General features: G+C 74.5%; 12 protein-coding genes. 8 read left to right on the plus strand and 4 right to left on the minus strand.

Annotated elements, in window-relative coordinates:
* Positions 1–52: 52 nt before the first annotated feature.
* From IH44_RS0121940 to IH44_RS0121960, 5 genes are all read left to right on the plus strand, one after another.
* Positions 53–1,144 carry an LLM class flavin-dependent oxidoreductase gene (locus IH44_RS0121940; RefSeq protein WP_030461380.1) on the plus strand — a complete coding sequence of 364 codons (1,092 nt, stop codon included), beginning with the start codon at positions 53–55 and terminating at the stop codon, positions 1,142–1,144.
* The gene (locus IH44_RS0121945; protein WP_030461381.1) at positions 1,141–1,764 is read left to right on the plus strand and encodes an FMN reductase; all 624 of its coding nucleotides are present in this window, start codon (positions 1,141–1,143) and stop codon (positions 1,762–1,764) included. Before IH44_RS0121940 ends, IH44_RS0121945 begins: the two co-directional genes overlap by 4 nt.
* 18 nt (positions 1,765–1,782) lie before the next feature.
* Positions 1,783–2,094: a GNAT family N-acetyltransferase gene (locus IH44_RS0121950; RefSeq protein WP_030461382.1), complete on the plus strand. Its 312-nt coding sequence runs from the start codon at positions 1,783–1,785 to the stop codon at positions 2,092–2,094.
* A gap of 288 nt (positions 2,095–2,382) precedes the next feature.
* On the plus strand, positions 2,383–3,207 hold the full coding sequence (locus IH44_RS0121955; RefSeq protein WP_030461383.1) for a DUF1028 domain-containing protein: 825 nt from the start codon (positions 2,383–2,385) through the stop codon (positions 3,205–3,207).
* Between the two features lie 377 nt (positions 3,208–3,584).
* Positions 3,585–4,583 carry a hypothetical protein gene (locus tag IH44_RS0121960; protein WP_030461384.1) on the plus strand — a complete coding sequence of 333 codons (999 nt, stop codon included), beginning with the start codon at positions 3,585–3,587 and terminating at the stop codon, positions 4,581–4,583.
* Between the two features lie 140 nt (positions 4,584–4,723).
* Here the strand turns inward: IH44_RS0121960 and IH44_RS0121965 are convergent, their stop codons facing one another.
* On the minus strand, positions 4,724–5,875 hold the full coding sequence (locus IH44_RS0121965) for a PLP-dependent aspartate aminotransferase family protein (RefSeq protein WP_030461385.1): 1,152 nt from the start codon (positions 5,873–5,875) through the stop codon (positions 4,724–4,726).
* 111 nt (positions 5,876–5,986) lie between these two features.
* On the opposite strand from IH44_RS0121965, the gene IH44_RS0121970 reads away from it, so the two are divergent.
* Positions 5,987–6,469: an Lrp/AsnC family transcriptional regulator gene (locus IH44_RS0121970; RefSeq protein WP_030461386.1), complete on the plus strand. Its 483-nt coding sequence runs from the start codon at positions 5,987–5,989 to the stop codon at positions 6,467–6,469.
* Positions 6,470–6,486: 17 nt separating this feature from the next.
* Here the strand turns inward: IH44_RS0121970 and IH44_RS0121975 are convergent, their stop codons facing one another.
* A complete protein-coding gene (locus IH44_RS0121975; protein ID WP_030461387.1) occupies positions 6,487–7,449 on the minus strand; it encodes a TrmB family transcriptional regulator in 963 nt (320 codons plus the stop codon).
* A 205-nt stretch (positions 7,450–7,654) separates the two neighbouring features.
* Here IH44_RS0121975 and IH44_RS0121980 point away from each other — a divergent pair, with 205 nt between their 5' ends.
* On the plus strand, positions 7,655–8,092 hold the full coding sequence (locus IH44_RS0121980; protein ID WP_030461388.1) for an ATP-binding protein: 438 nt from the start codon (positions 7,655–7,657) through the stop codon (positions 8,090–8,092).
* Positions 8,093–8,254: 162 nt separating this feature from the next.
* Here IH44_RS0121980 and IH44_RS0121985 read toward each other — a convergent pair whose 3' ends face one another.
* Both IH44_RS0121985 and IH44_RS0121990 read right to left on the minus strand, forming a co-directional pair.
* On the minus strand, positions 8,255–9,418 hold the full coding sequence (locus IH44_RS0121985; RefSeq protein ID WP_030461389.1) for an alpha-hydroxy-acid oxidizing protein: 1,164 nt from the start codon (positions 9,416–9,418) through the stop codon (positions 8,255–8,257).
* A gap of 52 nt (positions 9,419–9,470) precedes the next feature.
* A complete protein-coding gene (locus IH44_RS0121990) occupies positions 9,471–10,457 on the minus strand; it encodes a LacI family DNA-binding transcriptional regulator (protein WP_030461390.1) in 987 nt (328 codons plus the stop codon).
* 99 nt (positions 10,458–10,556) lie between these two features.
* On the opposite strand from IH44_RS0121990, the gene IH44_RS0121995 reads away from it, so the two are divergent.
* On the plus strand, positions 10,557–11,480 hold the full coding sequence (locus IH44_RS0121995) for an AraC family transcriptional regulator (protein ID WP_107066592.1): 924 nt from the start codon (positions 10,557–10,559) through the stop codon (positions 11,478–11,480).
* The last annotated feature ends 69 nt before the right edge of the window (positions 11,481–11,549 follow it).

Raw genomic sequence — 11,549 nt, forward strand, 5'->3', positions numbered from 1 at the left:
CCGTTGTCGCGGGTGGTTGAATGTTGAATCAACCTCGAAGGAGTTGAGAACGGTGCAGTTCGGCATCTTCAGCGTCGGCGACGTGACCACCGACCCCACCACCGGGCGGACCCCGACCGAGCACGAGCGGATCAAGGCCATGGTGGCCATCGCGCTCAAGGCCGAGGAGGTCGGGCTGGACGTGTTCGCCACCGGCGAGCACCACAACCCGCCGTTCGTCCCGTCCTCGCCCACCACCATGCTCGGCTACATCGCGGCCCGGACCGAGAAGCTGATCCTCTCGACCTCCACCACGCTGATCACCACCAACGACCCGGTGAAGATCGCCGAGGACTTCGCGATGCTCCAGCACCTCGCCGAGGGCCGGGTCGACGTGATGATGGGCCGCGGCAACACCGGCCCGGTCTACCCCTGGTTCGGCAAGGACATCCGCCAGGGCATCCCGCTCGCCGTCGAGAACTACGCGCTGCTGCACCAGCTCTGGCGCGAGGAGAACGTCGACTGGCAGGGCCGCTTCCGCACCCCCCTGCAGTCCTTCACCTCCACCCCGCGCCCGCTCGACGGAACGCCGCCGTTCGTCTGGCACGGCTCCATCCGCAGCCCCGAGATCGCCGAGCAGGCCGCCTACTACGGCGACGGCTTCTTCGCCAACAACATCTTCTGGCCCAAGGAGCACTTCCAGCAGCTGATCAACCTCTACCGGGAGCGCTACGCCCACTACGGCCACGGCACCCCCGAGCAGGCGATCGTCGGCCTCGGCGGGCAGGTCTTCATGCGCAAGAACTCCCAGGACGCCGTCCGCGAGTTCCGCCCGTACTTCGACAACGCCCCCGTCTACGGCCACGGCCCCTCGCTGGAGGAGTTCACCGAGCAGACCCCGCTCACCGTCGGCAGCCCGCAGGAGGTCATCGAGAAGACCCTCGCCTTCCGCGACACCTTCGGCGACTACCAGCGCCAGCTGTTCCTGATGGACCACGCCGGACTCCCGCTCAAGACCGTCCTGGAACAGCTCGACCTGCTCGGCGAGGAGGTCGTCCCCGTGCTGCGCGCCGAGTTCGCCAAGAACCGCCCGGCGGACGTCCCCGACGGGCCCACCCACGCGGCCCGGGTGGCCCTCCGGGAGACGGAGGTGGCGTCCAAGTGAGCACCCTCAAGCTCGTCGTGGTGACGGCCGGGCTCAGCGTCCCGTCCTCCACCCGGCTGCTCGCCGACCGCCTCGCCGAAGCCACCGCCCGCGACCTGCGCGAGGCGGGACGGGACGTGGACGTCCGGGTCGTCGAACTGCGCGGCCTCGCCCGGGACATCGCCGACAACCTGGTCACCGGCTTCCCGCCGCCCGCCCTGCGCGACGCCGTGCGGGCGGTGGAGGAGGCGGACGGGCTGATCGCCGTCACGCCGATCTTCTCCGCGTCCTACAGCGGGCTGTTCAAGTCCTTCGTGGACGTGCTCGACAAGGACGCGCTCACCGGCAAGCCCGTACTGATCGCCGCCACCGGCGGCACCGCCCGGCACAGCCTCGCCCTCGAACACGCCGTGCGGCCGCTGTTCGCCTACCTGCGCGCCGTCGTCGTCCCCACCGCCGTCTTCGCCGCCTCCGAGGACTGGGGCGCCAACGGCACCGACGGCTCGCTCGCCGGACGGATCGCCCGCGCGGCCGGCGAACTCACCGAGAGCCTCGCCGGCCGGCCCGCCACCCCTCGGGCCCGGGCGGCCGAGCAGGTCGTCCCCTTCGCCCAGCAGCTCGCGGCGCTCCGCGCCCACTGACACCCAGGAGTCACCACCATGGAACCCCAGGTCCGCGACAACACCGAAGAGTCCCGCTTCGAGATCAGCACCGACGCCGGACTCGCCGGCTTCGCCGAGTACCAGCTCCGCGACGAGGGACGGACGGTCGCCTTCGTGCACACCGTCATCGACCCCGCGTTCGAGGGCCAGGGGCTGGGCGGCAAGCTGGCCCGCGCCGCGCTGGACGCCGTCCGCGAGCGGGGCGCCGCGGTCCTGCCGTACTGCCCGTTCATCCGCGGGTGGATCGCCAAGCACCCGGAGTACGTGGCGCTGGTGCCGGAGGAGAAGCGGGCGAAGTTCGAGCTCTGAGCGGAGCGAAATCGAGCGAAAGCAGGGGCGCGGGGAACTGCGCGCAGCGGAGGAGCACGTCGGTGCGGTCGCGGGACAGTGCAAGTGGCTGTCCTGCGAGGCGATCTGGCTGTGGGTGCTCGGTTGGCCGCGCAGTTCCCCGCGCCCCTGGCTTTCGCTCGTGTGGGCCTGCAGCAGTTCGTCCCGCGCCCCTGCTTTCGCAGCGGTTTCGTCCGGGGGTTTGACGGAGTTTGCCGGGTGGGGGCGGGGCGTGGACGAACTGCCGGGGGCGGGCTATCGTCGCGGGTCGTGACGTTCTCCATCGTGGCTCGGCAGGGCACCGCTCTCGGTGTGGCTGTGGCGAGCAAGTTCCTTTCGGTCGGTGCGCTGGTGCCCGCGGCCGAGGTCGGTGTCGGTGCGCTCGCCACGCAGGCGTGGGCCAATCTGGCGTTCCGGCCGCAGGGGATGGCGATGTTGCGCAGCGGGGCCTCGCCGGGGGAGGCGGTGGCGGCGCTGCTGGCCGCCGACGGGCGGCGGGCGCACCGGCAGGTGGGGGTGGTCGGGCCGGACGGGCGGGCGGAGACGTACACGGGGGAGGAGTGCCTGCCCTGGGCCGGGGGGCTGGCCGGGGACGGGTACGCGGTGCAGGGGAACATCCTGACCGGGCCCGAGGTGGTGCGGGACATGGCGGACGCCTGGCTGTCCTCCGCCGGGCTGCCGCTCGCCGACCGGCTGGTGGCCGCGCTCGCGGCCGGGGACGCGGCGGGCGGGGACGCCCGGGGCCGGCAGAGTGCCGCGCTGTACGTGGTGGACCCGGGGCGGGGCGTCGGCGGCTGGGGCGACCTGGCGTACGACCTGCGGGTGGACGACCACCCGGACCCGGTGGCCGAGCTGCGCCGCCTGCTGGGCGTCCACGAGGTGCTGCACGGGACGCCCGACCCGGCCGAGCTGCTCCCGTTGGAGGGGGAACTGGCCGAGGAGGTGCGGCAGTTGCTGGCGGTGCTCGGCTACGGCTCGCTGGACCGCTGGGCGGGCGTGGAGAACCTGGAGGGCCGTCTGGTGGAGGGGAAGGTGGACCCGCTGGTGCTGGCCCACCTGCGGACCACCGCCGAGGCGCGCCGGGCGGCCGGATAACGCCGCTTTTCCCGTAATCCCCCGGCGCGGGAAGGAATCTGACGGCAGTTCGGAAAATGCGGTGGAACCGTCGCGGCGACGCGGCGGTTCTCGCTCCTCCGGTACGGCTCCCGGGCAGGTCGGGGGGTGTGGGGCCGGGCCGGGCCGGGGCGCCGGGCGGGTGGACCGCGGTGCGTTCCGGGGCGGTACGCCGCCCGGAATTCGGGCCGCGACAGTTTGCGCCCCCACCTTCACAGCCCCTTTACCTCTGTGGATATGATCCGGCATCGGCTTCGTGGCTCCGCCGCAGCCGGCAGCGCCGGCATGTCCCGGCGGACTGCTCCCCACACCCCTGTACCGGTGCGCCCCCGCGTGCCGGTGGACCTTGTGAGGTCTCCATGAAGCTGCGCCGTGCCCTGGCGATATCCGCCGCCACGACGCTGGTCACCGGCGTCGCGCTGGCCGCCGCCCCCGCGGTCCTGGCCGCGCCGGCCACCTCCGCGGTGGCTGCGGTGGCCGCCGCCCCGAAGCTGAGCGGCACCGCCGCCCTGAAGGATTTCCCCGCCACCGTCGTCGCGGGCGGCGGGCAGGTCACCTTCACCGAGGTGGTCACCAACAGCGGCGACGACGCCGTGGCGCTCCCGGTCGTCTTCCTCACCTCGACCGGCAACCTGACCCCCGGCCAGGTCAAGGCCCAGTTCAAGAACCCGTACACCAACAAGTGGGTGGACGCGCAGCTGGAGAACGACGGCCCGGACGGCCCGGGTGTCGCCCTGATCCTGGGCAGCCTCAGCGACAACGCGGAGCCCGACGAGAACTCCGTGGTGTTCGTCCCCGGGGGCAAGAGCGTCAGCATCCAGGTCCGGCTGACCCTGGCCGCCGACGCGGTCGCCGGTGCGGCCACCGCCCAGCCCTACGCCGTGCTGTTCCCGGCCTCGGACTCCGCGGAGGAGCCGAGCGGGGACGGCTTCCTGGAGGGCGCCAAGAAGGCGTTCACCATCACCGCGGCCGGCGGCGCCTCGGCCTCCGCCTCCGCCTCGGCGTCCGCTTCGGCCCCGGCGTCCGCGTCGGCCTCCGCCTCGGCGAAGCCGTCCGAGTCGGCCCCGGCCAAGCCCTCCGCGTCGGCGAAGCCGTCGACCCCGGCGTCGGCCAAGCCCTCCGCCTCGACGCCGGGCGCGGCCGTGCCCACGTCCGCGCCGTCCGCGCTGCCGACCAAGAAGCCCTCCACCACCACCGTGGCCGAGGCCAAGAAGCAGGCCCAGACCAGCCTGGCCAGCACCGGCGGCGGCAGTGACGCCACCCCCATCGCGGCCACCGGCGCCGGTGTCGTCGCGGTCGGCGCGGCCACCCTGGTCCTGCTGCGCCGTCGCCGGACCAACACCCACCGCGCGAGCTGAGCGTTCCCGCAGCGGTGACGGGCCGGCCCGGACGCGGAAGGCGTCCGGGCCGGCCCGCCCGTTTCCGGGTGGGGTCGGAGCACCGCCGACCCGGAAGATCGACCCGGCGCCCGGTCGGTGGCGGCGGTGGCCCGGCGGGGTCAGTGGGGGAGGGCCTTGGCGAGGTCGGCGATCAGGTCGTCCGGGTCCTCCAGGCCGACGGACAGCCGCAGGACGGCCTCGGCGGGCTTGTGGGCGGCGGCGACCGGGCGGTGGGTGAGCGAGGCGGGGTGCTGGATCAGGGTGTCGACGCCGCCGAGCGAGACCGCGTGGGTGATCAGTTCGCAGCGTTCGGCGATCGCCGCGGCGTGCGCGAAGCCGCCGGCCGCCTCGAAGGCCAGGGTGCTTCCGCCGCCCAGGAGTTGGCGTCCGAGCAGGGGCGAGCCGGAGCGGCCGGGGTAGTGCACGGCGGCGACCTCGGGCTGTTCGGCCAGCCAGTCGGCGAGCCGGGCGGCGGTGGCGGAGGCGGCGCGCACCCGCAGCGGGAGGGTCTGCAGGCCGCGGTGCAGCAGGTAGCCGGCCAGCGGGTGCAGGATCGCGCCGGTGACGGCCCGGACCCGGCGCAGCCGGGCCGCCCAGTCGGCGGTGCAGGCGACGGCCCCGGCCAGCACGTCGCCGTGGCCGCCGATCGACTTGGTGGCGGAGTGCAGGACGAGGGTGGCGCCGTGCCGGGCGGGCTGCTGGAGCACCGGGGTGGCGAAGGTGTTGTCGACCAGCAGCGGCACGTCGCCGCAGCGTTCGGCGATCGCGGTCAGGTCGAGCAGGTCCAGGGTGGGGTTGCCGGGGGTCTCGACCAGGACGAGTCCGGTGTCGGGGCGCAGGGCGGCGGCCAGGGTGTCGGGGGCGGCCCAGGTGACCTCGGTGCCGAGCAGGCCGGAGTCGAGCAGGTGGTCGGAGCCGCCGTACAGCGGGCGCAGCGCCACCACGTGCCGGCGGCCCTCGGCGGCGGCGGCGAGCAGGCAGGCGGAGAGCGCGGCCATGCCGGAGGAGAAGGCCACCGCCTCGGCGCAGCCCTCGAGTTCGGCCAGCGCCTGTTCGAAGCGGGCGACGGTGGGGTTCCACAGCCGCTGGTAGACCAGGCCGCCCTCGGCGGGCGGGCGTCCGCCGGTGGCCAGCGCCTGGTAGGCGTCGCCACCGGTGGTGAGGTCCGGCACGGGGTAGGTGGTGGACAGGTCGAGCGGGGGGACGTGCGTGCCGAGTCCGGCGAGGTCGTCGCGGCCGGCGTGCACGGCTCGGGTGTCGAGTCGGCTCATGGCGCTCGATGGTGAACGGGTGGGCGTCGAATGGCCAGAGTGACGGCAGATGATTCGGCCACGGTGGCGGCACCCTTGCGGATGTTCGGCGCGGCCCGGCAGGCTGGGGGAGTGCCGAACATTCCACGGGCCCGCGCGGCGGAGCTGGACGCCGTCGACCGGGCGATCGTCCGGGTGCTGCTGGCCGACGCCCGGACGCCCAACAACGCGCTGGCCGAGCAGGTCGGGGTGGCGCCGTCCACCTGCCTGGCGCGGGTGCGGGCGCTGCGCGAGCGCGGGGTGATCGCCGGGTACCACGCGGAGCTGGACCTGCCGGCGGTCGGGCTGCCGCTGCAGGCGATGATCTCGGTGCGGCTGCGGGCGCACACCCGGGAGCAGAACAGCAGTTTCCGGGCCGCCGCGCCCGGGCTGCCGGGGGTGCTGGCGGTCTTCCACATGGCGGGCAGCGACGACTACCTGCTGCACGTGGCGGTGGCCGGGCCGGAGCAGCTGCGCTGCTTCGTGGTGGACCACCTGACGACCCATCCGGCGGTCGCGCAGACCCGCACCAACCTGGTCTTCGAACGCATCCCCGGGGCCGGATCGCCGATCTGACGCCGCGTCTGCTCCCGTTACAGCCAGCCGCGCCTGGCGGCCTGCAGTCCCGCCTGGAAACGGGTCTGCGCGTTCAGTTCGGCCATCAGCTGGGCGATCCGGCGGGTCATGGTGCGCTGGGTGATGCCGAGGCTGCGGGCGATCGCGGCGTCCTTCGCGCCGGCGGCCATCATGGCGAGCAACTCCCGGTCCTTGTCGTCGAGTTCGCTGGCGGGCCGGTCGGCGGCGAGCGGGGTGGCGCGCTCCCACAGCAGGTCGAAGCAGGTGACCAGGGCGGTCAGCAGCGGGGAGGGGCGGATCCACAGCGCGGCGGTCGACTCGGTGGCCTCGAAGCTCAGCGGGATCATCGCGCACCGCCGGTCCGCGACCAGCATCTTCATCCGCACCGAGGGCAGGCTGCGGGCCTGCTCCCCGGCGTCCACGCAGCGCAGCACGAACTCCCGCTTGTCGGAGCTCTCCAGGCCCGGCGCGTCGTACAGCACCCGGCACTCCACGCCCCGGGCGAGCAGCTGGAACTCGATCGGGTTGTCCGTCGCGGAGTCGAAGTACGGCGGGCAGTCGATCGCCAGGATCTCCTGCTGGGCGCCGAGTTGGAGCTGCTCGGCGCGGTGGCGCAGGGCGTCCTGGCCCTCCACCAGTTCGACCAGCTCACTGGAGACGGACGGCCCCAGGTCGGCGTACGAGAGTGCCAACTCCCGTACCTTCACCCGCAGTTGGTCCAGGTCGTGCTGGCGCCGGGTGGCCAGCGCGTCCACCGCGACCTCGGGCGGGGCGGCGGTGTACCTGGTCGGGCTGCCGGCCAGCCTGGTCACCAGGCCGCTGGCCACCAGCCGGTGCAGGGCGGTGCGCAGCGCGCTGGGCGGGGCGTCCAGCGACTCCGCGAGCCGGGCGGAGGTGGCGCGCGGGGTGGCCAGCACCCGCAGGTACAGTGCGCTCTCCAGGGTGCCGAGGCCGAGGGGTTCCAGCAGGTCGTCGGACATGATCCCCAGGATATGGGCGCGTTGGCGAGTTGTGGCCACTGTCCAGCATCCGCCGCCGCAGTTGGGCCCGTTCGGCCTTACCGTACTGAGTATCGGTAATCTGTCCGGTTCGTTCGGACGGGGCAGGGCTGCCGAGCCCCGACGCGGCCGGACGACGGCGTTCTTCCGCTCCCACCCGGTCGCCCCCGTTGTGAAGGGACCGACCATGGCTGTCGCGGACCCACCCCAGACCGTGCGCTACTGCCTGAGCCTGGCCACCGTGCCCGCGTCCGTGCCCGAGGCACGCCGCGCGGTGCGCACCGAACTGGCCGCCCGCGGACTGGACGCGGACCACCCGCTGACCGACACCGTGCTGCTGGTGGTCAGCGAACTGGTCACCAACGCCGTCCGCCACGCCGCGCCGCGATCACCCCGGGTCACGCTCCAACTCGACTTCTGCGCGGGCGGATTGACGGTCGGGGTGCACGACCGCCATCCGCACTGTCCGCAGCGCCCCGTCGTGCCGCACCAGGACGGCAGCGGCGGCTGGGGCCTGGGCCTGGTGCACGAGCTGGCCGCGCTGGCCGGCGGCGCGATGGAGACCGTCGCCGACCCGGACGGCGGCGGCAAGACCATGCTGGTGCGGCTCCCGGTCGAGCGCTGAGCGCTCCCGGGCGGGAAGTCGGCGCGGGGCCGGCGCCGCGTCCCGGCGGACGCCGGTTGGGAAGACGATCGTCGGACGACCCCGCGGCTCCACTCTCCTGCATGCCTTCTGTTATTGCAAGTAAGTCGCAATAAGGCGGGGTGCGCGGTAGGACGGGGGCGCTCAGCAGCGCCGCAGCGCGCCCGGCGCGCGCAGGCTCGCCAGCGACGGGTACCCGTCCACCGCCATCAGCAGGTCCGCCTCCGCCAGCAGCGAGCGCAGCACGTGCACCGCCCCCGCCTCGCCGCCCAGCGCCAGCCCGTACACGTACGGCCGGCCCACGCCCACCGCCGTCGCACCCAGCGCCAGCGCCTTCACCGCGTCCGCGCCGCTGCGCACGCCCGAGTCGAACAGCACCGGCAGGCCGTCCGCCGCCTCGACCACCTCGGCCAGCGACTCCAGCGCCGGCAGCCCGCCGTTCGCCTGCCGCCCGCCGTGGTTCGAGCAGTACACCCCGTCGACGCCCCCGTCCTTGGCCCGGCGCACGTCCTCCGGGTGGCACAGGCCCTTCAGCACGAGCGGCAGGCTGGTCAGCGAGCGCAGCCACGGCAGGTCGTCCCAGGTCAGCGGGTTGCCGAAGATCTGCACCCAGTCCATCACCGCGCCGCGCGGATCCCCGTCCGGATCCTGCAGCCGGGCCCGGAACACCGGGTCCGAGGTGTAGTTCGCCAGGCAGTGCCCGCGCAGCTGCGGGAAGCTCCCGCTGCCCAGGTCGCGCGGCCGCCAGCCGGTCACCCAGGTGTCCAGGGTGACCACGATCGCCTTGAACCCGGCCGCCTCCGCCCGGTGCACCAGCGACTCGGCCAGCGCCCGGTCGGTCGGCGTGTACAGCTGGAAGAACCCCGGCGTGCCGCCCAGCTCCGCCGCCACCGCCTCCATCGGGTCCACCGACAGCGTGGACGCCACCATCGGCACCCCCGTCCGGGCCGCCGCCCGGGCCGTCGCCAGGTCCCCGTGCCCGTCCGGCGCGCACAGCCCCACCACCCCCACCGGGGCCAGGAACAGCGGCGAGGCCAGCTCCAGCCCGAACAGCTCCACCCGCAGGTCCCGCTCCTTCGCGCCGACCAGCATCCGCGGCACCAGCCCCCACCGCTCGAACGCCGCGACGTTCGCCCGCTGGGTGTGCTCGTCGCCCGCCCCGCCCGCCACGTACGACCACAGCTCCGGCGCCAGCGCGTGCCGCGCCCGCTCGGCCAGGCCCTCGTACGTCATCGGGAACTTCGGGGCGACGCCGAATAGCGCCTCGAAGTAGACCTCGTTCTGGTAGTCGCCGAACTGGGGGGACATCCGCGCTCCTTCGGGTGGGGGAGGCCACGTTCCAACGGTTACCGGCCGGTAGTCAAGGGCGGGCCGGACGCAGCACCAGCCGGGTCGCCACGGTCTCCGTGCGCGGCGGCGTCGCGTCCCCGTCCAGCCGGGCCAGCGCCAGCCGGGCCGCCGTCGCACCCAGCAGCGCCGGGTCCTGCGCGACCGCCGACAGCGGCGGCTCCAGCACCTCCGCCAACGGCAGGTCGTCGAACGACAGCAGCGCCACGTCCCGCCGCCCCGAGCGCCCCAGCGCCAGCAGCGCGCCCGTCGCCGCGTTCACGTTCGACGCGAACAGTGCCGTCGGCGGCTCCGGCAGCGCCAGCAGGGCCAGCGCCGCCCGCTCCGCCGCCGCGGCCGTCCGCGCCCCCGCCACCAGGGCGTCCGGGGCCGGCAGCCCCGCCGCCGCCAGCGCCTCCCGCCAGCCCGCCAGCCGCTCCCGCCGGGTGTACATCGACGCCGGCAGGTCGCCCAGGAACCCGATCCGCCGGTGCCCCGCCGCCACCAGGTGCGCCACCCCCGCCCGCGCCCCCGCCCGGTTCGACGACACCACGCAGTCCGCCCCCGGCCCCGGCCGGTCCAGGTACACCAGCGGCACCCCCGCCCCGGCCGCCGCCGCCAGCGTCCCCCCGCCACCCGCCGGCACCACCAGCAGCGCACTCGTCCGCCGCGCCAGGAACGCCCCCACCACCTCCGCCTCGCGCGCCCGGTCCCCGCCCGAACACCCCAGCAGCACCGTCAGCCCGCGCCCGCGCACCGCCTCCTCCACCCCGTCCGCCAGCGCCCCGAAGAACGGGTTGCCCAGCTCCGGCAGCACCAGCCCCACCGTCGAATCCGGCCCACCGGTCCGGATGCTGCGCGCCATCAGGTTCGGCCGGAACCCCAGCCGCGCCACCACCGCCAGCACCCGCTCCCGGGTCGCCGCCGCGACCGGCCCCTCCCCGTTCAGCACCCGCGACACCGTCTTCGCACTCACCTGCGCCTCGCGCGCCACGTCGTGCAAGGTCGGCCGACGCTCCATCCCCGACACCCGGACTCCCTCCTCCGCTGCCCCGACCGTACCGCCCGGGCTCCCGGAAGAAGATCAACCGGAGGTAGCCTGGCAGCGGATGTGGTGACCATGCGAGCGAACCAACCCCAGGCGTCCGGGACGGCGATCCCCGAGGTCCCGTTCACCGCGCCACCCGGCGCACCGGCCGGCGTCGAAGTCCTGACCCTCGCCGAACTGCGCGCCCGCCGGGCCGCCGCCACCGACGGCGACTTCCACCGCCCCCAGCGCCCCGCCTTCCACCACCTGCTCACCCTCGAACGCGGCAGCCTGCGCCACACCGTCGACTTCACCGCGCACACCGTCGAACCCGGCAGCTGGCTGTGGGTCCGGCCCGGCCAGGTCCAGCAGTGGGGCGAACTCGGCGACGCGGACGGCACCCTGGTCCTCTTCGAACCCGGCTTCCCCGACCCGGCCACGGTCGCCGCCGCCCGGCTCGACGACCCCTTCGCCGCCGCCGTCCTGCACACCGACGGCACCGACCGGGAAGCGCTCCGGCACGCCGTCCGCCACCTCCACCGCGAGTACGCCTCCGGCGCGGACCTGCCCGCCGACATCCACCACGCCCTGCTGCGCCACCTGCTCGCCGCGCTCCTGCTGCGCCTCGCCAACCCGGCCGTGCCGTGCGGCAGCACCGCGACCGAACCCGGCGAGACCTACCGGCGCTTCCGGCAGGCCGTCGAACACCACTTCACCCGCACCCGCCGGGTCGAGGACTACGCCAGGCTCCTCGGCTACTCCCCGCGCACGCTCTCCCGCGCGACGATCGCCGCGGCAGGCGTCGGCGCCAAGGAGTTCGTCGACCGCCGGGTCGTCCTCGAGGCCAAACGCCTGCTCGCCCACAGCGAGAGCTCCGCCGCCCGGATCGCCGACCACCTCGGCTTCGCCGACGCCGCCAACTTCGCCAAGTTCTTCCACCAACGCACCGGCACCACCCCGATCGCCTTCCGCACGGCGGTGCGGGGGGTGGGAGGGGAGGTGCCGCAGGTGGGGTGAGAGTGCCTCCGGCGGGGGCGAGGGGGAGAAGCAGTGCGGGGAGCGGGAGGGGGAGTTGGGGCCGGAGTC

The sequence above is a fragment of the Kitasatospora sp. NRRL B-11411 genome, from assembly GCF_000721345.1.
Classification (GTDB): Bacteria; Actinomycetota; Actinomycetes; order Streptomycetales; family Streptomycetaceae; genus Kitasatospora; species Kitasatospora cineracea.